Origin of the sequence: Kitasatospora sp. NPDC059673, from assembly GCF_042734215.1 — a bacterium.
Taxonomy (GTDB): domain Bacteria; phylum Actinomycetota; class Actinomycetes; order Streptomycetales; family Streptomycetaceae; genus Kitasatospora.
Map to the genome: position 1 here is coordinate 93,411 of NZ_JBHWEN010000014.1, position 26,772 is coordinate 120,182.

Sequence of the window (26,772 nt, forward strand, 5' to 3'; positions counted from 1 at the left end):
AGGGGCTCCCGCCGTTCCCCCTCGATCAGTCGGCCGGGTGCGGTGCCAGTCGCGGGTTGTGGGCTTCGCAGAGGGTGACGAGAGTCGCGTACGCCTCGGGGCCCATGAGTTCGATGAGTTCGGGGCGGTAGGAGACGTAGACGGGCTTGGCGGCGTTGTGGGCCTCGGGGGAGCTGGTGCACCACCAGTGGAGGTCGTGGCCGCCGGGGCCCCAGCCGCGGCGGTCGTACTCGCCGATGGAGACCTGGAGGTAGCGGGTGTCGTCGGGGCGGTCGATCCAGTCGTAGGTGCGGCGGATCGGGAGCTGCCAGCAGACGTCGGGCTTGGTCTCCAGGGGTTCGAGGCCCTCGCGGAGGGCGAGGACGTGCAGGGCGCAGCCGGCGCCGCCGGGGAAGCCGGGGCTGTTGAGGAAGAGGCAGGCGCCGTTGACGCGGCGGGTCTGGCGGTCGCCGTCCTCGTCGAGCATGGTGATGCCGCCGTCGCGGCGGATCCTGCCCTTGGCGTCGGTGCCTTCGGCGTGGTGTTCCCAGATGTCGGGGGTGAGGCGGGCGGCGTGTCCGGTGACGCGCTGTTCGTCGTCCTCGTCGGAGTAGTGGGCACCGAGGGTGCAGCAGCCGTCGGAGGCGCCGCGGCCGGGCTGGATGCCGTGGCAGCCCTTGCCGAAGATGCAGCCCCACTTGGAGGTGAGCCAGGTGAGGTCGCAGCGGAACACCTGGTCCTCGTCGGTGGGGTCGGTGAACTCGACCCAGGCGCGCGGGAAGTCGAGGGCGACTTCGCGGACGGTGGGCATCGCCAGGTCGACGACCGGGGCCTTGGCCGCCCCGCCGGCCTTGCCTGCCTTGCCGGACTTCTTGGACTTCTTGTTCTTCGCGCTCTCAGCTGGTGCCACCCGGCAAGGGTATGGCCTGGGCCCCGGTGGGCGCGGTGCGGCATCGCCGCTTTTGGACGGGCTTGCCGGGGTTGGACGGTTTTCCGGGGCTCTCGGTGGGCGGCGTAGGTGAAACGGCTGTGAAAAGGGCCGCAGGCCGGGCGGCGGTGGCCGTGCGCGGCTCTAGGATGGCCCAGCCGGGGGTAGGTCGGGCGCACGAGCGCCCTTGCACGGGGGAGTGCACATGGGCGACAAGGTCGTCATCCGGTCGTGGGAACTCCACGGCGAGGCAAAGGAGTTCGAGACCGTCTCGAACGAGTTCGGCAGTGCGGCGAAGCAGTTGGAGAGCGGGCTGGCGGCACTGGGTGCGCCGTGGGGCAGTGACGCTCCGGGCAAGCCGTTCGGGGCCGCGTACGGCGAGGCCCGGGAGGGTGTGCTGGCCGGGCTGCAGGGCCTGTCGGAGCGGCTGGGCCGGATCGGCCAGGGCCTGCACAGCATGGCGGACCGCATGGAGCGCACCGACAGCGAGGTCAGCGCGGACTTCAACGCGCCGTCGTCGAACCACCCGACCGCAACCGGCCGGGCCTGAACCGCAGTCAGAGCACGCGGCGGGCGGCTGTGCACGCCGAACCGCACCACCCGAAGGGGGAGCACGTGTCCAGGAACCTGCCGGAGGAACTCGCCCCCGCGCTGGCACGGACCGGCCACGCGTGGCCGCAGGCGGACGAGGACGGGCTGCGCCAAGCCGCCGGCCTGTGGCGGGAGTTCGGTTCGGAGGCGGAGGCCCTGGTGCGGCGCGGCAACACGTCCGCGCAGCGGGTGTCCGGGGAGAACTCGGGCCCCGCGGTGGACGCGTTCACCACGCACTGGCAGCAGTTCAGCGGCGGCGGCCGCGGCCAGCTGGACGACGCCTCCGCGGCGGCGGGCCTGGTGGCCGCCGCGCTGGACAAGGCGGCCGGCGTGGTCGACCACAGCAAGGCCGAGATCATCGCGGTGCTCCAGGAGCTGACCGAGAAGATCCGGGCGGCGGACGCGGCCGAGGCGAAGGCCAAGGCGCAGATCGCCCAGGCCGGCAAGGACCTCACCTCCGGGGTCGGCGGCCTGGTTTCCGGGCTGGTGTCCGGCGCGGCCGGCCTGGTGAAGGAGGGCGTCGCCGAGGCCGAGGAGCTGGCCGCCGTCGAGCACGCCAAGCTGAAGATCGGCCAGCTGCTGGAGCAGCTGGAGCGGGACATGGCCGAGGCGGCGAAGTCGCTCGCCAAGGAGCCCGCCCTGATCGCCCTGGAGCGGATCGCCCAGGCCGACGGCCGCGGCCTGCACGGCGAGAAGCGCGAGAGCTCGATGGCCGCGCGGTCCGGGCAGGTCACCGGTGCGCTGGCGAAGTCCGGTGTGGCCCGCTCGGTGGAGGTCGCCGGCGTGGCCGGCGTGCACGCCGAGCTGAAGGCCGACGGCACCGTCAAGACCGACCGGCACGGCAACCCGGTGCTGGTCGGCGACGACGGCCAGCGGGTGAAGGGCGTCGAGGGCCTGAAGGTCACCCAGGGCGCCGACGGCACCCAGCAGCTGGTCGGCCCGGACGGCACCCCGGTCAGCGGCGTGGCGATGGGCCAGGACGGCAAGCCGCTGCTCGGCAAGGACGGCAAGCCACTGCTGGTCAGCCTGACCGGCGCGCTGGTCGGCACCGGCATCGTGCTGGCCCTCGGCCTGGACGGCCACCCCAAGCTCGACGACGACGGCCACCCGGTGATGATGGCCGCCAACGGCACCCCGGTCTCCGGCCTGGTCGCCGACCAGAAGGGCCACCTGCTGGTGGGCAGCAACGGCCAGGCCGTCACCGTCAATGCCGACATGCAGGCGGTCGGCCCGAACGGGCAGATCGTGCAGTTCGGCGCCGACGGCCGCCCGCTCGACCTGCTCGGCAAGGACGGGCAGCCGCTGCCGATCACCGACGGGCAGAACAACGGCCCGTTCGGGGACGGTACGCGCAGCCACCACGGCCCGGGCCACGACAGCCAGGGCGACGGCAACGGCCAGGGCAACGGAAACGGCAACGGTAACGGCCAGGGCAACGGCCACGGCAACGGCCGCGGCGGCGACTCCCCGCTGAACGGGATCCCGAGCAAGGTCGACAGCGCGATCTTCGAGCAGCAGAGCGGCCAGGACCAGGGCGGCGGCCAGTCGCAGTCCGCCCCGGCGGGCGGCGGCGGGCGCCACGGTGGCGGCAACAACTCCGGCTACCAGAACAACTCGGCTCCCGTGTACGGCAGTTCGCACAGCGCTCCGGCCGGCGGTGGCGGTGGCGGTGGCGGTTCGTACGGCGGTGGCGGTGGCGGCGGCTCGTACGGGGGCGGTGGCGGCGGCTGGTCGCCGAGCGACTCGCCCGCGCCCTCCTCCTCGCACGGGCCGGTGTCGGTGCACGTCGACTCGGTGCTGGCGCCGCCCGCGCCGCACCTCCCGCCCTCGGTGGACAACGGTGACATCTGGTCGTCCGGCGGTGGTGGCGGTGCCGGTGGTGGCGGTGGTGGCGGTGTCCACCGCGGCGACTCCGGTTCGGTGTTCGGCGGCTCCGGCGGTTCGGGCGGCGGCTCCTCCATCCAGCTCGGCCCGGTCGGTGGCGGTGGCGCCCCGGCCGGTGGTGGCGGCATCCCGGTCGGCGGTCCGGTCGGTGCCGGCCCGGTGGCCGGCGCGGGCCCGGTCGGCGGCGCCCCCGCCGGTACGCCCGGCGCGGCCGGTACCCCCGGCGCCCCGGGTGCGGCGGCCGGTGCCCCTGGCGCCCCCGGCGCTGCGGCCGGCGCGGCAACCGGTACCCCCGGTGCGCCCGGTGCTGCGGCCGGTACGCCCGGTGCCGTCGGCGCGGGCGGGCAGGGCGGCGGTGCGGCGGCGGTGGTCGGCGTCGGCCAGCACACGGCGGACGGTCGCCCGGTGGCGGCCCGTCCGGTGACCGGCCCGGTCCCGCCCACGGGCGGCGGCGGCATCGGCCAGCAGGCCCCCGGCGGCCCCGTCCGGCACGACCCGCTGCCGGACGTCCGGCGGCACAACCCGGCCGACGAGTCCGGCGCGCCGCTGCACCAGGCGTCCGCGGCCTGGCTGGTGATCTCCGGCAGCGGGCAGGGCGGCGTGGTGCGGCCCGGCTCCGCCGAGCAGGTGGTGCGCACCCTTGCCGACAGCCGCCCGTACGGGCTGCCCGGCGGGCTCGGCCCGGTCGATCCCGCGCACCAGGCCGAGGTGGTGCGGCGCACCCCCGCGCCGTTCCCCGACCCGATGGTCGGCGAGTGGATCGAGGTCCTCAACGGCGGCGGCCCGACCGAGAGCGGACGCGCCAACAACTGTGTGGACGTGGCCCTTTCGGCCGTCGACACGCTCGGCGGCGCACCCACCTGCGCCGCGCCCCGACTGCCCGACGGCCCGGCCGGCGAGCGCGGCGGCCGCGACCGCGCCGAGCTCGAACTCGGCACCCGCTTCCTCGACCTCGGCGACGGCGACGAGGCGCACGGCAAGCTCGGCCAGGCGCTGCTCGCCCACGGCACCGGCACCCGCGCGGTGCTGCTGACCGTGGACGGCTTCGGCCGCTCGCACACCTGGAACGCCGTCAACCACAAGGGCGTGCTCAGCTACCTCGACCACCAGACCGGCTACGCCGCGCCGACCCCGCTCTACCCGGCCGACCACGGCCTGTGGGCGATCGCGGTGGACGCCGCCGACCGGCCGATCGACCTGTCCGCGCCGCTGCCCGTCACCGTCGCCGTTCCGTCCGGGAACCTCGACGCCGGGGCCGCCGAGCCGGCGCCGGTGCCCGCCATGGCCGGCGCCCCCGCCGAGGAACCGGCCGCGGACGTCCCGCCCGCGGCAGCGCCGCCGCGCTCCCGTCTCACCATCCACCGCACCACCGGGAGCACCAACCGATGATCAGCCGTGAACAGGCCCTCGCCACCGCCCACCGCTGGGTCAACGGCGACCTCCCGCAGGAGGCATCGCGGCCTGTCAGGTGCCACGAGTTCGACCTCGGCTGGGTGCTCTGGCCGGAGCCCGCGCCCATCCTCACCGACCCGCTCACCGGGGTGCGCCGCGCCCCGGAGGAGATCGGCGCGGCCTGCGCCGTGGTCGACCGGGTCAGCGGCGAACTCACCGTCTTCCCGTCCGTCCCGGTGCCCGAGGTGGAGCGGCTCTACCGCGACCGCCTCGGCGCCGGCAGCCACAACCCGGCGCTGCCGCCCGTCACCGGCCCCGGCACCCGGGCCGCGCTCAGCTACCGGGACGCCAAGGGCGTCACCCAGTCGCTCACCGTGCACTCCGCGCACGGCCACCCGCACCCCGCGCTGCGCGCCTGGCAGCAGCTGTCCGCGCAGGGCGTCGCCCTCGACGACCTGATCGCGCTCCGCACCGACCTGCGGCTGTCGATGCTCCCCGGCGGCTACTGGGAGCACGTCATCGCGGCCCGACTGCCCGGCGTCCGGATCGAGTTCGAGCAGCCGTACGGCCCGCGCCACGACCACCGGGCGGCCGCCGTCCGGGCGCTGGCCGCCCGCACCCGCCGGCCCTGGAACCGGGTGCCGTTCCCGCTCGCCGTGCCGCCCGCCCAGCCCGAGGACGAGACCGGCCTCGGGAAGCGGTTGGCCGCGCTGTTCGGCGAGGACGGCGCCCACCGCTTCGAACAGGCCGAGGTGCTCGCCGCCGACCTGCCCGATCCCGCCGCCCGCGCCCTGCAGCGCACCGGCCTGCCGCGCGTGGTGGCCGGGTTCTTCACCCTCCACCTCCCCGAGGGCGACGGCATCGCCGAGCAGGCCGGACCCGTCCTGCCGGACCTCACCGAGTACCTCGCCGCGCTCGGCCGCGGCCGCCGCGCCACCGCCGCGGCCCGCACCGCGCTGCTCGGGCAGCGGCTGCTCGGCACCGACGGCTGGGCGCTGTTCACCGTCGACTCCGCGCAGGGCCGGATCCGCGCCATCGACCCCGACACCTGCGAGTCCCGCTACACCAACACCGACCTGACCGCCTTCACCCGCTGCCTCGCCCTCCTCGCCGAGCGCTACCCGCGCCTGCGCGACCTGCCGCCCGAGCAGGCCGGCCCGGCCGTCGCCGAGTTCCAGTGGGCGCTGGCCGCGCTCGACCGGACCGCCCTGCGCGACCCCGAGAACTGGTGGGCGGTCATCGTCGAACAGCTCTGGGACGGGCTGCTGTGACCCGATCGGCACCCCGGCAGGTCACCGAACTGGGCTAGGTTTGACGGTCATGCGACTCGGTGTGCTCGACGTAGGCTCCAACACCGTCCACTTCCTCGTGGTGGACGCCCACCCCGGTGCGGCCCCCCTGCCCGCCTACTCCCACAAGGCGGACCTGCGCCTCGCCGAGCTGCTGGACGAGGACGGGGCGATCAGCCCGGTCGGCATCGAACGGCTGGTCTCCATGGTCGCCTCCTCGCTGCGGGTCGCCGAGGACAAGGGCGTCGTCGACCTGCTGCCGTTCGCCACCTCCGCCGTCCGGGAGGCCACCAACGGCGAGGAGGTGCTGCGCCGGGTCGAGGAGGAGACCGGCGTCGCCCTCACCGTGCTGTCCGGCCAGGACGAGGCCCGGCTGACCTTCCTCGCCGTCCGCCGCTGGTTCGGCTGGTCCTCCGGCCGGCTGCTCAACCTCGACATCGGCGGCGGCTCCCTGGAGATCGCCTGCGGCCTCGACGAACAGCCCGACGTCGCCGCTTCCCTGCCGCTGGGCGCCGGACGCCTCACCTCCCGCCTCCCCGGCGACGTCGCCGACCCCGTCGACATCCGCGAACTGCGGCGGCACATCCGCGCCGAGATCGCCGGCGCGGTCGGCGAGATCGCCCGCCTCGGCGCGCCCGACCACTCCGTCGCCACCTCCAAGACCTTCAAGCAGCTCGCCCGGATGACCGGCGCCGCCCCCGAGAGCGCCGGCGTCCGCGTCCCCCGCAAGCTCACCCGGGCCGGCCTGTCCGCCTGGCTGCCCCGCCTCGCCGCCATGACCCCCGCCGAACGCGCCCGGATCCCCGGCGTCTCGCTCGGCCGCGCCCGCCAGCTGCTGGCCGGCGCGCTGGTCGCCGACGCCGCGATGGACCTGTTCGGCCTGGACGAGCTGGACATCTGCCCGTGGGCGCTGCGCGAGGGCATCATCCTGCGCCGGCTCGACACCATGGACGGGCAGGACAGCCGGGTCGCCATCGAGGCGTGACCGGACGCCGGACACCAACTCGCTTTTCCCCTACGGGATTCGTGTGCGAGCGGCTAGGATCCCGGTGCTTGCAGGGGAACGCTCGCCGGGGGGATCGCGATGTCCGTGCCGTTCTTTTCCGACCGTCGAAGAGTGACGCGCCGGCTCGCCGCGATCGGCAGGCTGCCGGTGGTCGCCGCGCTGGTGTCGCTGGCCGTGCTGCTGCCGGGCGAGGGCCCGCAGCCGAGCGCGGCCGGGGCCGCTCCGGTCTCCGCACCACTGTCCGCCGTCTCGGCGCCGACGCCCGGTAACGCCGGTAACGCCGGTAACGCCGGTAACGCCGGTAACGGCGGCGGGCCGGTCCGGGCCGGCGATCCCGGGCCCACGCCCGGCACGACTCCGCCCTCCCTCCAGAGCCCGTTGGCGTCCGGCATCCCCACGCCGAGCCGGCCGCCGCGGCCGGTCTCGTATCCCATCGGGTCGCCCGGCTCGACCGGCCCGTGCCCGACCGGGCTGGCGCCCCAGCTGCTGGTGTACTGCGGTGCCGCCCCGAACACACCGACACAGTTCAAGTTCTACGTGACGGCGGACCGGGACATGGTGATCGTCCAGGTGGCCAGCACGCTGTACGGCCTGGTGCCGCAGCTGTTCGGTCCGGACGGCGCGCGGGTGCCGTGCGACGTGAAGGACGAGAGCTACACCTTCGGCGCGGTGCGGTGCGCCACCGACAAGGCCGGCACGTACACGCTGCGGCTGGACAACCGCCTCCAGGGAGTCCTGCCCATCGCGCTGTCGTACCTGCCGGTGTTCTCCACCGACAAGTGCGTGGCCATGCGCGGCTCCGACACTTCGCTGGGCGATCCCACCGTCTACCCGGGCAGCGTGCCGTCGGGCATGGCGGGTGACTGCTGGACGACCGACTTCGCCACCGGCGACGTGGTGCGGCAGCTCAGCTCGAACCTGAGCCAGAGCGTGTTCGACGCCACCGGCCGGGAGGTCTGCGCTCCTGGCAGCCCGCAGGTGTCCGGGCCCGACTGCCGACTGACCGGCACGGCCCCCTACCGGGTGGTCGTCCAGCACGGGTACGAGTCCGACTACCCCGGCGAGCCCGGCACCCACGGCTACAAGATGGCCATGTCGCGGCTGTCCCGGCCGGAGGGCTGCCGGGTGGTCGAGCCGCAGACGTACGCGGTGGCCCCCGACCTGACGGACACCACCCGCTGCCGGATCCTGCGGGTGCCCGCCGACGGCCACTACAGCTTCCGCGGAACCCGCGACAACGGCCCCACGGGCGGCACCCTGTACCGCTTCGACCTCAGCACGCTCTGCCCGTCCGGGGACTGCGACCTCACCGCCGGCGACTACCTGTTCACGATTCCGCCGAGCGTCTACCGGGTGCCGTACGCGATGGTGCTCCGCTCGGCCACCGAGACCCGCGGCTGCACCGCCGGCCGGGACGACCAGATGGCCTCCGGCGCGCCCGTCGAGACCTTCGACTCGGCCGGGCAGGACCGCTGCCGCACCCTGCCGACCGCGTCCGGCCGGGCCGTCTACGTGCTGAACGGGACGACCAACGGCGAGACGGCCCGCTACCGGGTGCTGGACGCCACCGGCGCCGAGCAGTGCCACGGCTTCACCGTGAACGACACCTACCAGGTGTGCCGACTGGCCGGCGCCGCCCCGTTCCGGCTGGTGGCGGACGCCCAGGGCCCGTTCAACTACCGGCTGCTGGTCCAGCGGGTCGACGAGACCGCCGGCTGCACGCCGTGGGGTGCCGCCGAGTACGGCACCGGCAGCGGCCTGCGCACCGGCCTGTCCGGGAAGCCGGCCGACGGGGCGCTGGAGAGCTGCTTCGCCGTTCCGGCCGACCACCCGGCCACCGAGCTGGTCGGCTTCCGGCTGGCGGGGTCCCAGGTCGGTGCCGCCGTCCACCTGGTCGGCCCGTCCGGTGAGGAGTTCTGCGAGGTCGTCTCGGGCGGCGAGGGCACCTGCCGGCCGCCCGCCGGCAAGGCCTACACCGCCGTGCTGACCTACGGCCGCGGCCTGGGCGACTACACGCTGGTCCGCCGGGACGCCACCCCGTCCGCCGCCTGCGACCTGCCCGCCTCCTCGGGCCGGGTCGGCGGCCCGTCCACCGGCTTCGCCTTCGACAGCTCCATCGACGCGCACTGCACCACCTTCGACGCGGCCGCCGCCGACCTGCTGCAGGTGAACACCCACACCAACACCCACCAGGTGTCCGCCGTGATCAACGTGCTGGACGCCGACGGCAGGACGCTGTGCAGCGGCTGGGGCCGTGACTGCCGGGTCACCGGCTCGACCCGCTACCTCGCGGTGGTGGCCTCCCCCGACCCGCTCGGCCGGGCCGCCGAGCCCGGCGCGCTGGACGTCTGGCGGCTGGCCACCGCGGACGGATGGGCGCCCGAGTGCGCCGCCCACCCGGTCTCGGCCGACGGCTTCGACCAGCGCAGCGGGGTGCTGACCGGCGACGCCCCGCTGTACTGCGCGGTACTGGAGATGCGGCCCGGCCAGAAGATGGACGTCGCCTCCCTCACCGACGACGACCTCGCCCGGGCGCGGCTGACCGTCGCCGGCCGGGAGAACTGGGCCGACGGCGACACCGCCTACACGTGCACGCAGGACGACGGGATCACCGGCATCTCCACCGTGTGCACATACCGCGGCACCACCACCGGGCACGCCGTGCTGCTGTTCAGCCCGGGCTGGGCGCACCTCCCGCTGGCCTACACCCTGCAGGGGGCCCGGCCGGGCACCGGCATCGAACGCTCCGGCGTCCCGGAGTCGATCACCCCGTCCGTGCTGCCCACCGGCGGCTGGGCCGAGACGACCGTCCGCGGCACCGGGCTCAGCCTCAACACGCAGCTGGAGCTGTTCAACGGACCGGGCTGGTGCGGTTCCCTGGACTGGCGCCCGGTGCGGGTGAACGCGGAGGGCACCGAACTGGTCGTCCGGATCAACCTGGTCAGCGGCTGCACCGGCACCTACGACCTGCTGGTCCAGGGCGCCCCTCACCAGAACGGCGTCCCCTCGCCCGGCTACCTGCCCAAGGCGCTCAAGGTGATCGCCGGGTAGCCGCCGGGCTCCGAGTGCCGTATCGCACACCGATCGGGATCCCGGCGGGGCCGCGCGTTGCGCTTAACCTGGTTCGCGTGGCGGATTCAGCGGACCAGCGAAAGCCGAGGCGCGGCCCCCTGCCGTTGAAGGCGGCGCGGGCCGCCCGCGCGGCGCGCCGGAAGCTGGAGCGGCCACCGCTGCTGCGCACCACCGACCGGCTGGTGCTGCCGCCGCACCCGGCGCTGCACGTGCCGGACACCAAGGTGGCGCTGTCCACGGCCTCGGTGTACCCGTCGACCACCGAGACGGCGTTCGAGCTGGCCTCCCGGCTGGGCTACGACGGCGTCGAGGTGATGGTCTGGAACGACCCGGTGAGCCAGGACGTGGAGGCGCTGCGGCGGCTCTCCGACACCTACGAGGTGCCGATCCTCGCGGTGCACGCCCCCTGCCTGCTGATCACCCAGCGGGTCTGGAGCACCGACCCGTGGACCAAGCTGGTGCGGGCCCGGAAGGCGGCCGAGCGGCTGGGCGCGGACGCCGTGGTGGTGCACCCGCCGTTCCGCTGGCAGCGGCAGTACGCCAAGGCGTTCGTGGCGGGCATCGACCGGATGGCGGGGGAGACACCGGTCCGGTTCGCGGTGGAGAACATGTACCCGTGGCGCTACCGGGACCGCGAGATGCTGGCGTACGCGCCCGGCTGGGACGTCACCGAGGAGGCGTACCGGCACTTCACCGTCGACCTGTCGCACGCCGCGACCTCGCGGGTGGACGCGCTGGAACTGGTGGACCGGATGGGATCGCGGCTGGCGCACGTGCACCTGGCGGACGGCTCCGGGTCCGGCAAGGACGAGCACCTGATCCCCGGGCGCGGCAAGCAGCCGTGCGCGGAACTGCTGGAACGGCTGGCCCGGACCGGCTTCGACGGGCACGTGGTGCTGGAGGTCAACACCCGCAAGTCCGGCTCCCCGGCCGACCGGGAGGCCGACCTCGCGGAGGCGCTGGCCTTCACCCGCCTGCACCTGGCGGCGGTCCGGCCCGCGAGCTGAGGAGCCGTCAGTTCGCTGATCGGCGGACAGCCCGGCAGGCCCGCGCCTGGAGTCGCTACCATGATCAACCGGCAAATGATCAACCACCGAGCGGCGGCACCGGCGTGATCGGCCCCGCCACCCACGTCCGGCTGGCCGAGAGGACGAATCGATGAGTGACCTGCAGGCCCACGCGAGTTCCTTCGGCGCGGTCGCCGCCGAGTACAACGCCGCCCGGCCGTCCTACCCGGACGCGCTGTTCGACGAACTGGAGCGGCTGTCCGGCCGCCCGCTGAACGGCGCGGACGTGCTGGACGTCGGCGCCGGCACCGGCATCGCCACCCGGCTGATGGCCGGCCGCGGCGCCCGGGTGGTGGCGGTCGAACCCAGCGACGGCATGGCCGCGGTGCTCCGCGAGGTCAGCCCCGAACTGCCGGTGGTCAAGGCCGGCGGCGACGAACTGCCGTTCCACGACGCCTCGGTGGACCTCGTCACCTACGCGCAGGCGTTCCACTGGACCGACCCCGAGCGGTCGATCCCGGAGGCCCTGCGGGTGCTGCGCCCGGGCGGGGCGCTGGCGGTGTGGTGGAACATCAAGGACTACGAGACCCCGTGGCTGGCCGCCCACCAGGAACGGATGGCCGCCGCCCTGCCCGGCTACCACTACTACGGCGGAGTGATCGCCGGGCACGAGAATCTGACCGAGGCGGGCCTGGAAGTGCGCACGGCCACGGTGCACTGGGAGCGGCAGGTGACGGTCGATCAGGTGATCACCGACCTGACCTCCCGCTCGTACGTGGCGGTGCTGGACCCGGAGCTGCGCGCCCCGATCCTGGCGGCCGAACGGGAGGCGCTGCTCGCCGAATTCCCGGACGGGCAACTGATCGAGCCGTACCGGCTGGAGCTGTACGTCGCCCCGAAGCCGTAGCCCGCAGCCGCGCCCGCGCTGACCGTATCGCGGACATCCGGTCCGGATCGGGTCGGCGCGGGCGTAGGCTCGACGGACCCAGAAAACTCCCGAAGGAGCGGCTCCGATGCCCCAGCTGAGGTCCAACACGGTCACCCAAGGTCGCAACATGGCGGGCGCGCGCGCCCTTCTGCGCGCCGCGGGCGTAGCCCGCGAGGACTTCGGCAAGCCGATCATCGCGGTCGCCAACTCCTTCACCGAGTTCGTCCCCGGCCACACCCACCTGCAGCCGGTCGGCCGGATCGTCTCCGAGGCGATCAAGCAGGCCGGCGGCATCCCGCGCGAGTTCAACACCATCGCGGTGGACGACGGCATCGCCATGGGCCACAACGGCATGCTCTACTCGCTGCCGTCCCGCGACCTGATCGCCGACTCGGTCGAGTACATGGTCAACGCGCACTGCGCGGACGCGCTGATCTGCATCTCCAACTGCGACAAGATCACCCCCGGCATGCTGATGGCCGCCCTGCGCCTCAACATCCCCACCGTGTTCGTCTCCGGCGGCCCGATGGAGGCCGGCCAGGCCACCCTGGTGGACGGCACCGTCCGCAAGCTGGACCTGGTGGACGCGATCTCCCAGGCGGTGAACGAGAACGTCTCCGACGCGGACATCTCGATCATCGAGGAGAACGCCTGCCCGACCTGCGGCTCCTGCTCCGGCATGTTCACCGCCAACTCGATGAACTGCCTGACCGAGGCGATCGGCCTGTCGCTGCCCGGCAACGGCTCGGTGCTGGCCACCCACACCGCCCGCCACGCGCTCTACGAGCAGGCCGGCCGCACCGTCGTCGAGATCACCAACCGCTACTACGGCGGCGACGACGCCTCCGTCCTGCCGCGCAACATCGCCACCCGCGCCGCCTTCGAGAACGCGATGGCGCTGGACATCGCCATGGGCGGCTCCACCAACACGATCCTGCACCTGCTGGCCGCCGCCCAGGAGGCCGAGGTCGACTTCGACATGCGGGCCATCGACGCGATCTCGCGCAAGGTGCCCTGCCTGTCCAAGGTCGCCCCGAACGGCAAGTACTACATGGAGGACGTGCACCGGGCCGGCGGCATCCCCGCCATCCTCGGCGAGCTGTACCGCGCCGGGCTGCTCAACGAGGAGGTGCACACCGTGCACTCCGACTCGCTGGACGAGTGGCTGAAGACCTGGGACGTGCGCGGCGGCTCGCCCTCCGAGCAGGCCGTCGAACTCTGGCACGCCGCCCCGGGCTGTGTCCGCTCCGCCGAGGCCTTCAGCCAGTCCGAGCGCTGGGAGACCCTGGACACCGACGCGGCCGGCGGCTGCATCCGCAGCGTCGAGCACGCCTACTCGGTCGAGGGCGGCCTCGCCGTGCTGTACGGCAACATCGCCGAGGACGGCTGCGTGGTGAAGACCGCGGGCGTGGACGAGTCGATCTGGCGCTTCCAGGGCAAGGCCGTGGTCTGCGAGTCCCAGGACGAGGCGGTGGAGAAGATCCTCGCCAAGCAGGTCACCGAGGGCGACGTGGTGGTCATCCGCTACGAAGGCCCCAAGGGCGGCCCGGGCATGCAGGAGATGCTCTACCCGACCTCCTTCCTGAAGGGCCGGGGCCTCGGCAAGGCCTGCGCGCTGATCACCGACGGCCGGTTCTCCGGCGGCACCTCCGGCCTGTCCATCGGCCACATCTCCCCGGAGGCGGCATCCGGCGGCGCCATCGCCCTGGTCGAGGACGGCGACCCGATCACCATCGACATCCCGGCCCGCACCATCAACCTCGACATCTCCTTCGAGGAACTGCACGAACGCCGGATCACGCTGGAGGCGGCGGGCGGCTACCGCCCGAAGACCCGCGACCGCCAGGTCTCGGCCGCCCTCAAGGCGTACGCCGCGATGGCCACCTCCGCCGACAAGGGCGCCGTCCGGGACGTCAGCAAGCTCGGCTGAGGCGCGCCGCCCGGGGGCGGGCCGCCCGTCGTGGCGATAATCGGGCCCGTGAGGACCACCACCACCGCCGACGGCGCGCCGGCCCCCGAACCGATCCGCTTCTTCGGCACCACCTGGGTCGAGCGCGGCGCCGCCTACTGGCTGCGCCGCGTCCTGGTGCCGCTCGGCGCCCTGGCGGCCACCGCCGCCGGGGCGCTGCTGCTGCGCCTGGGCGTCTCGGGCGTCCGGCTCTCCGGCGCCGCCCCGCTCACGGTGCTGCTGACGCTCGCCATCGGCCTCTGCACCGCCCTGGCCGGCCTGCGCACCTGGAAGATCCTCACCGAGGGCCGCGCCTCGCTCACCGGCTGGATGGCCGAGGACAGGTCACTGGCCGGCGTCTGGCTGGTCGGCTTCACCGGCGCGCTCGCCGCCTACTTCCTGCGCAGCCTGGTCGAGGCCCCCGGCGAGGGCCTGCGGCGCGCCGTCCACGACCAGCAGACCGCCACCTGGCAGCGCCGCCGGGCCGCCCGTGCGGAGCGCGACGCCCGCAAGGCGGCCCGGCGGCGGGCCTGAACTCACCTCAACTGCGGCTGGCCGTCCCGCACTTGCCGTCACTGTTCAGCGGCTTGCTCCAGTCGTACGGGTCGCTGGTCGGGCCGCCCCCCGGCGAGGCGCTCGCGGCGCCCCGGTCGGCCCGGAAGGCCGGCCGCAGGAAGCCGCCGCCGAAGCTGCACAGCGTGTTGGCCCGCTCGCTGGTCCAACTGGCCAGCGACACCTTGTCCTTCTTCACCTGGAAGCGCGCCGGGTCGGCGAACCGGAAGTCGATCTTGCGGCGGACGATCTCCCGCTCCACCTCGACCGCGCCCGGCTCGGCCCGGACGAAGCCCACCGCCTTCGCCCCCGCGCTGCCGGACGGCTGACCCCCCGTGCCGCGGCCCGAGGGCGGCGAGGACGGCGAGGCCTGGCCGACCTTCGGGCCCGGCTTCAGCGCGTACACGAAGGTGACGTCGGCGTGCACCAGCAGGCCCTGCTCGCCGTCGCCCTCGAAGGTGATCAGGCCCTGCACCTTCACCTGGTCGGTCACCGGCACCGCCCACTGCGGGTCGAAGCGGCTCACCCAGTTCGCCGGGTCGTGCTCCTCGCTCGGGTGGGACAGGTCCGAGGTCATGCGGTCGCCGGTCTCCCGGTTCGCCAGGTCGATCGCGTCCTGTGGGTACCCGCCCGCCACCACCTTCGGGTCCAGGTTGGTCGCGACCAGGTACGCCTTGGCCAGCTCCAGGTCCTTGGCCACCCGGTCCTGGTCGAACACCCCGACCGCGGTGGCCTGCGGCAGTTGCAGCCCGTCCGGACCGGCCGGCCACGCCTCGGCGGGCGAACCCGCCCACGGCCGGTCCACCGTCGCGGTCTCCGGCGCCACGCTCGGCGGCGCACTGCTGGGTGCCGCCGTCGCCGCCCCCACCGAGGGCAGCGCCGAGGACTTCGCCTCCGGCTGCTCCGCCTTCCGGTTGCCCACCGCCACCGCCGCCCCCACCAGGGCCAGCACCAGCAGCGCCAGCAGCGCGCCCCGCACCGGGCGCGACTTCTTCACCGGCTGTTCGTTCTGCACCGACCCCGCGAAGGGGTCCCCCTCTTGTCCGGGAACGCCGTTGTCCGGCCCCGGCCCGTCTATTCTCGGCACGGCCGGAAGTATGCCGACCGCGGCCGACACGCCCGACACCGGGGGCCGGTAACGGCTACTCCTTGCGGGCCGCCTTCACCGAGCCGACCACACCCGCCACCGCCAGCAGCAGACCCGCGGGCAGCAGCGAGGTGAACAGCGCCCCGAACAGGCCCCAATCACCCAGCAGCCACAGGTTCACGGTGTTCGCCAGCCACAGCGCCCCGGACGCCGGAACCGCCGACTGCCACGGGTGCTCGTCCGCCCACCGCCGCAGCCGCCGGTCCCCGGTCCTGCGCAGCCGCCCGCCGACCGTGCCCACCAGGAAGAAGAAGAACAGCCCGAGGCCCACCGGCCCCGCCAGGATGTCCATCGCCCAGTGCCCGGTCACCACATCGACGGCGAGCGCGGCACCACCGACCACCGCACCCACCGCCGTCGCCGTCCGCCACGGTCCGAGCGTCGCGGCGGCGACGGCGACCTGGCGGTTCTCACGTCCTGACAACTCTCCGTGTCCCATGTCTCCACGGTGCCCCTCGACCGCCCCGGAATCCAGCATCGGAACCCCTGAGATTCCCCCTACGGGCCAAAACCCGCACCGGCACGGCGACTTCGCCCACCCACCCCGACCGCAGGGTGGACGCCTGCGCCGCGGCGGAGGCGTTCCGGGGCAAGATGGCGGGCAGGAACCGCAGCGCACGGAGGGCCCCATGAGCAACACCACCACCGCCGGCCAGAAGATCGCCTTCCTCGGCACCGGCAAGATCGGCGAAGCCCTGCTCTCCGGACTGCTGCGGGCCGGCGCCGACCCGGCCGACGTGCTGATCACCGCCCGCCGCCCCGAGCGCGCCACCGAACTCGCCGATCGCTACGGCGTCGCCACCGCCACCAACGCCGAGGCCGCCAAGCTCGCCGACACCCTGATCCTCGCCGTCAAGCCGCAGGACATGGGCACCCTGCTCGACGAACTCGCCGAGCACGTCGCCGCCGACAAGCTGATCGTCTCCGCCGCCGCCGGCATCCCCACCGCCTGGTTCGAGGAACGTCTCGCCCCCGGCACCCCCGTGGTCCGCGTCATGCCCAACACCCCGGTGCTGGTGGACCAGGGCATGAGCGTGATCTCCGGCGGCTCGCACGCCACCGAGGCCCACCTGGAACGCACCGAGGCGATCTTCCGCTCGGTCGGCAAGGCGCTGCGCGTCCCCGAGAGCCAGCAGGACGCGGCCACCGCGCTGTCCGGCTCCGGCCCCGCCTACTTCTACTTCCTGGTCGAGGCGATGATCGACGCCGGCATCCTGCTCGGCCTGCCCCGCCAGGTCGCGCACGAGCTGATCGTGCAGTCCGCGATCGGCGCCTCGGTGATGCTCCGCGACTCCGGCGAGCACCCCGTCAAGCTCCGCGAGGCCGTCACCTCCCCGGCCGGCACCACCATCGCCGCCATCCGCGAACTGGAGAACCACGGCGTCCGGGCCGCCCTGCTCGGCGCCCTGGAAGCCGCCCGGGACCGCTCCCGGGAACTGGCCACCGGCGGAAAGTAGTCTGGAGCGACGTGAGTTACGACCTGCTGATTCTCGACAACGACGGCGTGCTGGTGGACAGCGAGCCGATAGCCAACCGGGTGCTCGCCGAGTACCTCACCGAACTCGGCTTCCCCACCACTGTCGAGGACTCCTACCGCGACTTCATGGGCACCGCCGCGCACCACGTCCACGACGTGATCGCGCAGCGGCACGGGGCCACCCTCCCCGAGGGCTTCGACGAGCTGTTCCACGACCGGGTGTTCACCGCCTTCGAAAGCGAACTGCGGCCCGTGCGCGGCGCCGAGAAGTTCCTCAACCACCTCCAGGAACACGGCGTCCGCTACTGCGTCGCCTCCTCCGCCCACCACTCCTGGATCCGCACCGCCCACCAACTCACCGGCCTGTCCAGGTACTTCACCGAAGAGCTGCTGTTCTCCGCCCAGGACGTCGGCATCGGCAAGCCCGCCCCCGACCTGTTCCTGCACGCCGCCCGCACCATGGGCGCCGACCCGGCCCGCTGCCTGGTCCTGGAGGACAGCGCCAACGGCGTCCTCGCCGCCCGCGCCGCTGGAATGGACGTGTACGGGTACACCGCGCTCACCGACCCCGAAAAGCTCAACTCCGCTGGAGCCACCGGCCTTTACGCCGACCTGCAGGGGGCGGTCGATCTTCTGAACTGATCGCGCGCGACCCCTCCCGCCGGCGCCGCCCACCGCCTACGCTCTGGCCCAACGTCCTTCGTACCGGCCGGTAGCGTCGGTGGTGAGCGAGGTTTTGATGCAGGCCGAACCGACCCCCCGGCTCCGCCAGGCCCGGGCCGCGCTCGCCGTCTCGTTCTTCCTCCAGGGCACCACCTTCGCGCTGCTGGTGGCCTGCATCCCCGAACTCCAGAAGCGCTACAGCCTCAGCGACGGCCTGCTGCCGGCCTTCCTGGCCGCCGTCCCGATCCTGGCCGGCATCGGCTCGATCGGCTCCGAGGCACTGGTCAAGCGCACCACCGCGCGCGGCGTGCTGCGCGTCGTCCAGCCCGCCGTCTGCCTCACCCTCGCGCTCACCGGCCTCGGCAACCAACTGTGGCAACTCGCCATCGCCCTCGGCCTGTTCGGCCTCCTGGTCGGCGCCCTCGACGCCTCCATGAACATGCTCGGCGTCGGCCTCCAGCACCGCTACGGCCGCAGCATCATGATCGGCTTCCACGCCGCGTTCAGCCTCGGCGGCATCCTCGGCGCCGCACTGGCCGGCCTCGGCGCCCACTGGGACGCCGGCCTGCCGCTGCTGTTCGGCGGCGCGGCCGCCCTGCTGATACCCGCCGCCCTCGTCGTCGGCCGCCAATTCGCCGGCCCCGCCGAACTCGGCGACGCCGTCCGGGAAGCCGCCGAACTCGCCGCCCGCCGCATCCCCTGGCGGCCGCTGCTGCCGCTGTGCGCCGCGATGGCCTTCGCCTACATCGCGGACGCCTCGGTCTCCAACTACAGCGTCAAGTACCTCACCGACGGCCTCGGCAGCCGCGAGGACCTCGCCAAGCTCTCCTACCTCGGCTACATGCTCGCCATGCTGCTCGGCCGCGCCGTCGGCGACCGCGCCGTCCAGCGCTTCGGCGCGACAGCCGTGGTCCGCGCCGGCGCGAGCCTGGCCGGCACCGGCTTCCTGATCGCCGCCACCGCCCCCGGCACCTCGGCCGGCATCCTCGGCTTCACCGTCCTCGGCTTCGGCATCTGCGCGATCATCCCCCAGGTCTTCGCCGCCGGCGGCCGCCTCCTCCCGCACGCGAGCGACGCCGCCGTCGCCCGCCTCAACCTCTTCAACTACGCCGGCTTCCTGATCGGCTCCCCCCTCGTCGGCACCCTCGCCGGACTCTCCGGCTACCGCTGGGCCTTCGGCGCCCCCATGCTCCTGATCCTCGCGATCATCCCGCTCGCCCCGCACTTCGCCCCGGCGGCCGCGCAGGCGGGTGCGAAACCGGGGGCGCGGGTGGGTGCGAATCCGGGGGCGCGGGGAACTGCGCGGAACGGAAGCTGACCGGCGGAAAGATCGCGTCACGGATCACCACCTGCACGCGCGTGCGCTCTCGTAGGACGCCTCCCGATACCGTGTGCCCATGGCAGATACTTGCGGACTGCACCTGTTCTGGGACGAAGCCGAAACCGGCTACGACTTCGGCCCGGGCCACCCCATGGACCCGACCCGTCTCGCCCTGACGATGCGTCTGATCGAGTCCCTCGGCCTCACCAAGCAGCCGTCCGTGACGTTGCGTTCGGCCCCCGCCGCAGGCGACTCCACGCTCCGCCTGGTGCACACCGCCGAGTATCTCGCCGCCGTGAGACGCGCCGCCGCCGACCCGTCCGCCACCGACCCCGTGCACGGTCTCGGCACCGACGACAACTGGTCGTTCCCCGCGCTGCACACCGCCTCGGCGCTGATCGCCGGCCAGTCGGTGGCCGCCGCCGAGGCGGTGTGGCGCGGACAGACCCCGCACGCCGTCAACTTCGCGGGCGGACTGCACCACGCGATGCCCGGCCAGGCGTCCGGCTTCTGCATCTACAACGACCCCGCCCTGGCCATCGCCCGCCTGCTGGAGCTGGGCGCGGCGCGGGTCGCCTACGTCGACGTGGACGTCCACCACGGCGACGGCGTCCAGCAGGCGTTCTGGAACGACCCCCGGGTGCTCACCGTCTCCGTGCACGAGAGCCCCAGCACCCTGTTCCCGCAGACCGGCTGGGCCACCGAGACCGGCGGCCCGGACGCCGAGGGCACCGCCGCCAACCTGGCGCTGCCCGCCGGCACCGGCGACGCCGGGTGGCTGCGCGCCTTCCACGCCGTCGTCCCCGACCTGCTGGCGTCGTTCCGCCCGCAGGTGATCGTCAGCCAGCACGGCGCGGACACCCACATCGAGGACCCGCTCGCCCATCTGGCCGTCACCGTCGATGCCCAGCGCCTGATGGCCGAGTCGGTGCACCGCCTGGCCCACCAGTACGCCGACGGCCGCTGGGTGGCCACCGGCGGCGGCGGGTACGCGGTGGTCGACGTGGTGCCCCGCACCTGGACCCACCTGGTGGCCACCGCCGCCGGGCACCCCGTCGACCCGGCCACCGAAACCCCCGAGGAGTGGCGCGCCGAGGTCTACCGGCTGACCCGCCGCCCCGCCCCGCTGCGGATGACCGACGGCGCCACCCCGCACTGGTCGGACTTCCACGACGGCGGCTACGACCCCGCCGACCGCCTCGACCAGGCCGTCCTGGCCACCCGCCGTGCCGTCCTCCCGCACCACGGACTGATCCCGTGACCGCCCGCGACAAACTCCGCGCCCACCTGCTGAAGCACCGGCTGGCCGGCCCGGACGTGCCCACGTCCCGGCAGAACAACCTCCGCCACTACCGGCTCTTCGCCCAGGGCGACCCCAAGGCGCTGATGGGCCTCGCACCGGAGCCCCGCCGCGACCAGGACGCGGTGCTGCGGCTGATGGCCGAACGCGTCGGCGTGCACCCCGACCCCCGGTACACCGAGGGCCCCGACACCATCGACCCCGAACTCACCATCGCCGCCCTCGACCGCCTGGCCGCGCTGCTGCGCCGCACCGCCGACCGCCGCGGCAGCGTGCTGGCCGGCACCGGGCACCCGACCAAGCTGGCCGGGTTCCACGGGGCGCTCGTCACGGCGCTCGAAGCGGCGGGCTGCCCCGTGCACACCCCTGCGCGGGGCGCGCGCTTCCGTGAGCCCACCCCGGACGGTAACCGCCCCCGTTACCTCGACGTGGTCGACCGGGTGCTGGTGACGCGCGCCCTGGACGACCCCGAACGCCCGGGCCGCCCCGGCCCCGGCGAGCCGGCCCACACGCACTCCCCGCTGCCCGTCCGCCTCGCCCTGACCGCCCTCGCCGACGCCGGGCACCGCCCGCCCGGCCTGGTCCTGGGCGACCACGGCTGGCTCTGCGGCGCCGGCCGCCTCGGCATCCCGGCGGGCGGGGTCGCCGACTGCAACGACGTCGCCCCGTTCGCCGCCGAGGCGGACGGCCTGGTCGCCGTGGTCGTCCCGCTGGAGGACGGTTCGGACCCGTCCTGCTACAGAGCGCTGAGTGACTACGTACTGCAACGAGCGGATCTCGCACCGTACAACAGTTGACGGCCACCCTCTTCCCACCCGTACCACCCATAACTACTCTGGGGATACACGTGTGCCGGTGGAGTCACCGGAGGGGAAGCCGGTGCCTTGCACACGGGTAAGGGTCGGGTGAGGGTCATGAGCGAGCGTCCCCTGCAGGATGTGGTCTTCCTGACCGTCGCCGAGGTCGCCTCGGTGATGCGGGTCTCGAAGATGACGGTCTACCGCCTCGTGCACAGCGGCGAACTTCCGGCCATCAGGGTCGGACGCTCGTTCCGGGTGCCCGAGCAGAAGGTGCACGAGTACCTCCAGGAGTCCTACGTGCGGCTGCAGAGCGCGTAGTCCGCAATAGCCGACGGACTCCGATTACGGCAAACGCGAGGTGGACGGTAGGCTAGGCCCTCCGTCAGTCGTATGGACTCCCGTTCCTCACGGGCGCGGGTCCGAGTGAGCGAGGAATGTTCCGTGGGCTCTGTCATCAAGAAGCGTCGCAAGCGTATGGCCAAGAAGAAGCACCGCAAGCTTCTGAAGCGCACTCGCGTGCAGCGTCGCAACAAGAAGTAGCACCGTTCGGCGCCATCCCCGTTCACACGGGGGTCAGCCCAGGACTCGCGCTCAGCGACGCAGGAAGAACTGGCGCCTTCGGTGCGCCACTGCCCGTCCCCGGATGATTTCCGGCGGCGGGCAGTGGCGTTTCCGCTCCCGCCTCCGCGGCGCGGTACGGTGCAGCTCAGGGGGAAGGCAGCACTGGCAGCCATGGGAGGTCGCGGCAACGTGGGCAAGGTCGTGCTCGTCACCGGCGTGTCGCACCGGCTCGGTGCGCGTTTCGCCGGGCAGATCGTCGAACAGCCGGGTGTGGACCGGGTGGTGGGGGTGGACGCCGGCCCGCCGCCGGCCGCGCTGCCGTTCGGCGTGGAGTACGCGCAGGTCGATCTGCGCCGGCCGGCGATCGCCCGGGTGATCGCCGAGCACGAGGTCGACACCGTGGTGCACCTGCACGTCACCGCCCTCGGCCACGGCGGCCGGGCGCTGGTGAAGGAGACCAACGTCATCGGCACCATGCAGCTGCTCGGCGCCTGCCAGAAGGCCCCCGGCGTGCGCCGCCTGGTGGTGAAGTCCACCACCGCCGTCTACGGCTCCGCGCCGCGCGACCCGGCGGTGTTCGGCGAGCGGATGCAGCCCAAGGCGCTGCCGCCCGGCGGCTTCGCCCGGGACGCCGCCGAAGTGGAGGGCTACGTACGGGGGTTCGCCCGCCGCCGCCCCGACGTCGCGGTCACGGTGCTGCGGTTCGCCAACATCCTCGGCCCGCACGGCGACACCCCGCTGACCGCGTACTTCCGGCTGCCGGTGCTGCCGACCGCGCTCGGCCACGACCCGCGCCTGCAGTTCGTCCACGAGGACGACGCGCTGGAGGTGCTGCGGATGGCCGCGCTGGACGCGCCGACCGGCACCTACAACGTGGCGGGCGACGGCGTGCTGCTGCTCTCCCAGTGCGCCCGCCGGCTCGGCCGGCCCACGGTGCCGCTGCTGCGGCCCGCGCTCGGCCTGGTCGCCCAGCTGGCCCGGCAGCTGACCGCCCCCGCGGACCGCGCGTTCTCCCCGGAGCAGCTCCAACTGCTCACCCACGGACGGGTGGTGGACACCGCGCTGCTGCGCGACACGTTCGGGTACACGCCCCGCTGGACCACTCCCGAGGCGTTCGCCGACTTCGCCGCGCACGTGGTGCCCGGCCCGTTGCCGTCGGCCCGGCTGACCGCCGTCACCGACCGGCTCACCGATCTGCTCACCGACCACCGTTCCAGCCAGCCCGAGGAGTTGAGGCCGCGATGACAGCCGCCCGGGAGCCCGCCGACCCGGCGGCCAAGGTCATCCCGATCGAGTCCGCGCCGAGCTGGTCCGGCCCCGGGCCGCGCCCGGCGCTCGCCGACCGGCTGGCCGACAGCGTCGGCGCCGCGCTCTCCGGCCGGCTCGGCGCGACCGCGACCCAGCTGTTCGGCAAGGGCTGGGAGCAGCGTGCCGCCGGCGGGCTCGGCTTCCTGCGCCGCCGGCTGACGGGCGATTACGAGGTCGACGACTTCGGCTTCGACCGGGAGCTGACCGAGGAGGTGTTCCTGGCGCTGCTGCGGCCGCTGGCGGAGAAGTACTTCCGGATCGAGGTCCGCGGCACCGAGCACATCCCGGCCGAGGGCGGCGTGCTGATCGTCGCCAACCACTCCGGCACCATTCCGCTGGACGCGCTGATGACCCAGGTCGCGGTGCACGACCACGCCGACCGGCACTTGCGGATGCTGGCCGCCGACCTGGTGTTCGTGCTGCCCGTGGTCAACGAACTGGCCCGCAAGGCGGGGCACACGCTGGCCTGCAACGAGGACGCGCAGACCTTGCTGGAACGCGGCGAGGTGGTCGGGGTCTGGCCGGAGGGCTTCAAGGGCATCGGCAAGCCGTTCGCCGACCGGTACAAGCTCCAGCGGTTCGGCCGCGGCGGCTTCGTGGCGTCCGCGCTGCGGGCCGGGGTGCCGATCGTGCCGTGTTCGATCGTCGGGGCGGAGGAGACCTACCCGATGATCGGCAACTTCAAGACGCTGGCCCGGCTGCTCGGCCTGCCGTACCTGCCGATCACGCCGACCTTCCCGTGGCTGGGCCCGCTCGGGGCGATCCCGCTGCCGACCAAGTGGACCATCCAGTTCGGCGAGCCGATCCCGACGGACAGTTACCCGAAGGACGCCGCCGACGACCCGATGCTGGTGTTCAACCTGACCGACCAGGTACGGGAGACCATTCAGCACACGCTGTACAAGCTGCTGGTGCAGCGCCGCTCGGTCTTCGGCTGACGCTCGGCCGGGGCCGTTCGCCCCGCGCCCCCGGTGCGGGGCGCGGGGCGAACGGGCTCAGTTGAGGGTCAGCCCGGGCAGCAGCCCCGGGAGGAGCGGCGGGAGGTTGAGTCCCTGGTTGCCGCCCGCGGGCGCGGACGGGGAGGCCGACGGGGCCGGGGCGCCGCCGTGGGTCGGTGTGGCGGTCGGCGAGGGAGTGGAGCCGGTGAGGCCACCCAGCAGGCTGCCCAGACCGGGCGCGGCGGACGGGCTGGCCGACGGGGTGGTGGCCCGGGCGGACGACCCGGCGGCCGGGCCCTGCCCGGTACCGCCGCCGGTGCTCTCGGTGTTGCTGCCGGGCTGCTGCTGACCGGCCCCGCTGCCGGAACCCGCGCCGGTTCCGCTGCCGTCGCTGCCCTGGCCGGAAGGCTGTACCAGCCGCAGGGGCGCGACGTCCTCGCTTATGTCGCTGAACAGGCGGTCCACCTTGTCGGCCTGGCCGGCCAGGCCGGACGGCAGCCGGGACTGCAGCGCCGACCAGCGCTCGTCCTGCCCGGCGAAGCCGGCGAGTTGACGCATCGGGGCGAGCGAGCCGTTGGAGCGGTAGACCGCGCGCAGCAGGTCGCGGCCGCGCAGCGCCTCGGCGTGCATGTCGTCGAGGGCGCGGCGGACCTGGTCGACCGTGGCGGGGCTGAGCGTGCTGCCGGGGTCGGTGCGGCCGATCAGCGACTGCGCCTCGTCGAGCCGGGTGGAGGCCTGCTGGAGGAGCAGGGCGCCGCGCTCGGAGTCGTTGTCGGCCCAGTCGAGGCGCAGCCCTTCGAGGCCGCGCTTCATGCCGTACAGGGCGTCCCCGGGCAGGGCGTTGGTGGAGGCCGCGGCGACCCCGCCGAGGGAGCCGACGGCGACGCCCGCGACCAGTCCGCCGATGGCCAGGCGGCGGCCCCAACGGGTGCGGCGGGTGCGCCTGCCGCGCTGGACGGGGAGGACCGCCGTGGGGGCACCGTCGGCCCACTGCTGCTCGAACGCGGCCATCAGCCGGGCGCGTTGGACCGTCCGCGTCTCGGCGGCGAGCCCGGGGGCGGGGAGCGCGCCGAGCGCGTCGGCCATGGTGAGCAGCTCGGTCATGGCGGCGGAGCCGGCCCGGTGCGCGCCGCTGCTCCGGTGGTCACTCTGGTGGGCCTCCAGCGCCTCGGCGAAGGACTTCGCCCGCCGGTGCTCCAGCACGTTTGCCGTCACGGGCCACACCTCCCTTCGTCGTTTTCGACACCGTGGCCCGTCGGTTGGTTGTCCCGACAGGCCGAAACCACACCATCGGGTGACAGCTCGAAATCCCACTTGACTGCGGGCCCGGTGGCGGGATGCACGCTGGCCAACGAGCGGTGTCGGGAGTCGGTTACGCACGACCCCCTGGCGTATTAAGCAGAGCAGATGACCGTCCCATCACCCGGACGGGCAAGCGCCTGCGCGGGGTTGACGGCGCGTCATCGGCCGGGCGCGCTGCCAATGGGCGCGCCGGGCGCGCCTGTTCGCGCGGGGATCTGCCGGGCGAGGGTCTGCCGGGCGAGGGTCTGTCGGGTGTCGCGTCCACGGCCCGCGGATCACCGGGCGTCCGGCGGCAGCAGGCGGGCCAGCGTGCGCACCGCCCGGTACTGCAGCGTCTTGATGGCGCCCTCGTTCTTGCCCATGATCCGGGCCGTCTCGGCGACCGAGAGCCCTTGCAGGAAGCGCAGCGTGACGCACTCCTGCTGCTGCGGGTTGAGCCGCCGCACCGCGTCGAGCAGGGCGGCGTTGGAGAGTGACTCCAGCACCGACTCCTCGGGGCTGCGCTCGCACTCGTTGGAGTCGAGCATCTCGCCGGTGGTGACCTCCAGCCGGAACCGGCTGGACTTGAAGTGGTCGGCCACCAGGTTGCGGGCGATGGTGACCAGCCAGGCCCCGAAGTCGCGGCCCTGCCAGGTGAAGGTGCCGATCCGGCGCAGCGCGCGCAGGAAGGTCTCGCTGGTGAGGTCCTCGGCGGTGGCCCGGCTGCCGACCCGGTAGTAGATGTACCGGTAGACGGTGTCGGCGTAGTGGTCGTAGAGCTGCCCGAAGGCCTCGCTCTCGCCGTTCTGGGCGCGTTCGACCAGATCGACGACGGGGTTGTGCTCGGTGTCGTAGCCGGGGCCGGCGGGTGCGGTGCGGGCCCGGCCGCGGGTGCCGGGGGAGGGGACGGTCCGGCTGCGCGGGGCGGCGGCGGGGCTGCCGGCGGCGGTGGAGCGCAGGAGCGGCGCGGCGAACGCGGCGGGGGCGGGTGCGGTGAACGTGGGGCCGGCCACCGCGGGCTGGGGGACCAGCAGCTCGAACTCGCGGATCGCGGCCCACAGTCGCTCCAGGCGCACACCGCGGCGCAGGCCGACGGTCGACGGGCGGGAGGTGGCTGGCGCGTCGTTCCGGACGGGTGGGTACACGGGACTCCCAGAGGCAGAACTGTGGACGGATCACCTCCGCCTGTGCGGAGAGGCACGCCGCATTGACCACCCGTCACGGGGACGTTCGGGGTGGCGTGCATCCAGGAGAGAATAACGCTTTGTGCAATGACAGCTACACCCCGTGGTCGAAGTGGTCGAAGGAAGTCCACTTCTCACGCAAATTCGGCTGCTGATGACCGGAGTTGACGTCATTTCTCCGGCTCATTGCGACCGGTTGTGCGCACCTGGTGACCG

At 73.7% G+C, this 26,772-nt stretch carries 23 protein-coding genes; 18 read left to right on the forward strand and 5 right to left on the reverse strand.

Going from position 1 to position 26,772, the window contains the following annotated elements; all coding sequences use genetic code 11:
• Positions 1–25: 25 nt before the first annotated feature.
• The gene (locus ACFV18_RS18230; RefSeq protein WP_380484301.1) at positions 26–889 is read right to left on the reverse strand and encodes a hypothetical protein; all 864 of its coding nucleotides are present in this window, start codon (positions 887–889) and stop codon (positions 26–28) included.
• Between the two features lie 223 nt (positions 890–1,112).
• Between ACFV18_RS18230 and ACFV18_RS18235 the strand changes: the two genes are divergently transcribed.
• The 9 genes from ACFV18_RS18235 to ACFV18_RS18275 all read left to right on the forward strand — a co-directional run bounded on the left by ACFV18_RS18235 (position 1,113) and on the right by ACFV18_RS18275 (position 14,558).
• Entirely contained in the window at positions 1,113–1,457 is a 345-nt protein-coding gene (locus ACFV18_RS18235) for a WXG100 family type VII secretion target (RefSeq protein ID WP_380484303.1), read from the forward strand.
• A gap of 65 nt (positions 1,458–1,522) precedes the next feature.
• A complete protein-coding gene (locus tag ACFV18_RS18240) occupies positions 1,523–4,771 on the forward strand; it encodes a toxin glutamine deamidase domain-containing protein (RefSeq protein WP_380484305.1) in 3,249 nt (1,082 codons plus the stop codon).
• The gene (locus ACFV18_RS18245; RefSeq protein ID WP_380484306.1) at positions 4,768–6,045 is read left to right on the forward strand and encodes an SUKH-4 family immunity protein; all 1,278 of its coding nucleotides are present in this window, start codon (positions 4,768–4,770) and stop codon (positions 6,043–6,045) included. Before ACFV18_RS18240 ends, ACFV18_RS18245 begins: the two co-directional genes overlap by 4 nt.
• A gap of 49 nt (positions 6,046–6,094) precedes the next feature.
• Positions 6,095–7,048 (forward strand): Ppx/GppA family phosphatase, encoded by a 954-nt coding sequence (locus ACFV18_RS18250; protein WP_380484308.1) that lies wholly within the window; start codon positions 6,095–6,097, stop codon positions 7,046–7,048.
• Positions 7,049–7,180: 132 nt separating this feature from the next.
• On the forward strand, positions 7,181–10,120 hold the full coding sequence (locus ACFV18_RS18255) for a hypothetical protein (protein WP_380484310.1): 2,940 nt from the start codon (positions 7,181–7,183) through the stop codon (positions 10,118–10,120).
• Positions 10,121–10,344: 224 nt separating this feature from the next.
• Positions 10,345–11,148: a sugar phosphate isomerase/epimerase family protein gene (locus tag ACFV18_RS18260; RefSeq protein ID WP_380484493.1), complete on the forward strand. Its 804-nt coding sequence runs from the start codon at positions 10,345–10,347 to the stop codon at positions 11,146–11,148.
• Positions 11,149–11,299: 151 nt separating this feature from the next.
• Positions 11,300–12,055 (forward strand): class I SAM-dependent methyltransferase, encoded by a 756-nt coding sequence (locus tag ACFV18_RS18265; protein WP_380484312.1) that lies wholly within the window; start codon positions 11,300–11,302, stop codon positions 12,053–12,055.
• 106 nt (positions 12,056–12,161) lie between these two features.
• Positions 12,162–14,006: a dihydroxy-acid dehydratase gene (gene ilvD, locus ACFV18_RS18270; protein WP_380484314.1), complete on the forward strand. Its 1,845-nt coding sequence runs from the start codon at positions 12,162–12,164 to the stop codon at positions 14,004–14,006.
• A gap of 48 nt (positions 14,007–14,054) precedes the next feature.
• Positions 14,055–14,558 carry a hypothetical protein gene (locus ACFV18_RS18275; RefSeq protein WP_380484315.1) on the forward strand — a complete coding sequence of 168 codons (504 nt, stop codon included), beginning with the start codon at positions 14,055–14,057 and terminating at the stop codon, positions 14,556–14,558.
• 7 nt (positions 14,559–14,565) lie between these two features.
• Here ACFV18_RS18275 and ACFV18_RS18280 read toward each other — a convergent pair whose 3' ends face one another.
• Entirely contained in the window at positions 14,566–15,591 is a 1,026-nt protein-coding gene (locus ACFV18_RS18280) for a hypothetical protein (protein WP_380484317.1), read from the reverse strand.
• Between the two features lie 127 nt (positions 15,592–15,718).
• Entirely contained in the window at positions 15,719–16,162 is a 444-nt protein-coding gene (locus ACFV18_RS18285) for a hypothetical protein (protein ID WP_380484319.1), read from the reverse strand.
• 190 nt (positions 16,163–16,352) lie between these two features.
• On the opposite strand from ACFV18_RS18285, the gene proC reads away from it, so the two are divergent.
• From proC to ACFV18_RS18330, 9 genes are all read left to right on the forward strand, one after another.
• Positions 16,353–17,180, forward strand: coding sequence for a pyrroline-5-carboxylate reductase (proC, locus tag ACFV18_RS18290; protein WP_380484321.1), 828 nt, complete (start codon positions 16,353–16,355; stop codon positions 17,178–17,180).
• Positions 17,181–17,191: 11 nt separating this feature from the next.
• Positions 17,192–17,842, forward strand: a complete 651-nt coding sequence (locus ACFV18_RS18295; RefSeq protein ID WP_380484323.1) for an HAD family hydrolase — start codon at positions 17,192–17,194, stop codon at positions 17,840–17,842.
• Positions 17,843–17,939: 97 nt separating this feature from the next.
• Positions 17,940–19,181: an MFS transporter gene (locus ACFV18_RS18300; protein WP_380484495.1), complete on the forward strand. Its 1,242-nt coding sequence runs from the start codon at positions 17,940–17,942 to the stop codon at positions 19,179–19,181.
• 79 nt (positions 19,182–19,260) lie between these two features.
• Positions 19,261–20,445, forward strand: coding sequence for an acetoin utilization protein AcuC (locus tag ACFV18_RS18305; RefSeq protein WP_380484325.1), 1,185 nt, complete (start codon positions 19,261–19,263; stop codon positions 20,443–20,445).
• A complete protein-coding gene (locus tag ACFV18_RS18310; protein WP_380484327.1) occupies positions 20,442–21,281 on the forward strand; it encodes a phosphatase in 840 nt (279 codons plus the stop codon). The genes ACFV18_RS18305 and ACFV18_RS18310 overlap by 4 nt, the downstream gene beginning before the upstream one ends.
• A 117-nt stretch (positions 21,282–21,398) precedes the next feature.
• Positions 21,399–21,602 (forward strand): helix-turn-helix domain-containing protein, encoded by a 204-nt coding sequence (locus ACFV18_RS18315; protein ID WP_035863710.1) that lies wholly within the window; start codon positions 21,399–21,401, stop codon positions 21,600–21,602.
• 123 nt (positions 21,603–21,725) lie between these two features.
• Positions 21,726–21,824 (forward strand): 30S ribosomal protein bS22, encoded by a 99-nt coding sequence (locus ACFV18_RS18320; RefSeq protein ID WP_003948845.1) that lies wholly within the window; start codon positions 21,726–21,728, stop codon positions 21,822–21,824.
• A 210-nt stretch (positions 21,825–22,034) separates the two neighbouring features.
• Positions 22,035–23,090, forward strand: a complete 1,056-nt coding sequence (locus tag ACFV18_RS18325; RefSeq protein ID WP_380484329.1) for an NAD-dependent epimerase/dehydratase family protein — start codon at positions 22,035–22,037, stop codon at positions 23,088–23,090.
• On the forward strand, positions 23,087–24,091 hold the full coding sequence (locus ACFV18_RS18330) for a lysophospholipid acyltransferase family protein (protein ID WP_380484331.1): 1,005 nt from the start codon (positions 23,087–23,089) through the stop codon (positions 24,089–24,091). The genes ACFV18_RS18325 and ACFV18_RS18330 overlap by 4 nt, the downstream gene beginning before the upstream one ends.
• A 57-nt stretch (positions 24,092–24,148) precedes the next feature.
• Here the strand turns inward: ACFV18_RS18330 and ACFV18_RS18335 are convergent, their stop codons facing one another.
• Both ACFV18_RS18335 and ACFV18_RS18340 read right to left on the reverse strand, forming a co-directional pair.
• Entirely contained in the window at positions 24,149–25,306 is a 1,158-nt protein-coding gene (locus ACFV18_RS18335) for a DUF5667 domain-containing protein (RefSeq protein ID WP_380484332.1), read from the reverse strand.
• A 362-nt stretch (positions 25,307–25,668) separates the two neighbouring features.
• Positions 25,669–26,517, reverse strand: coding sequence for an ECF subfamily RNA polymerase sigma factor, BldN family (locus tag ACFV18_RS18340; protein WP_380484334.1), 849 nt, complete (start codon positions 26,515–26,517; stop codon positions 25,669–25,671).
• Positions 26,518–26,772: the final 255 nt, after the last annotated feature.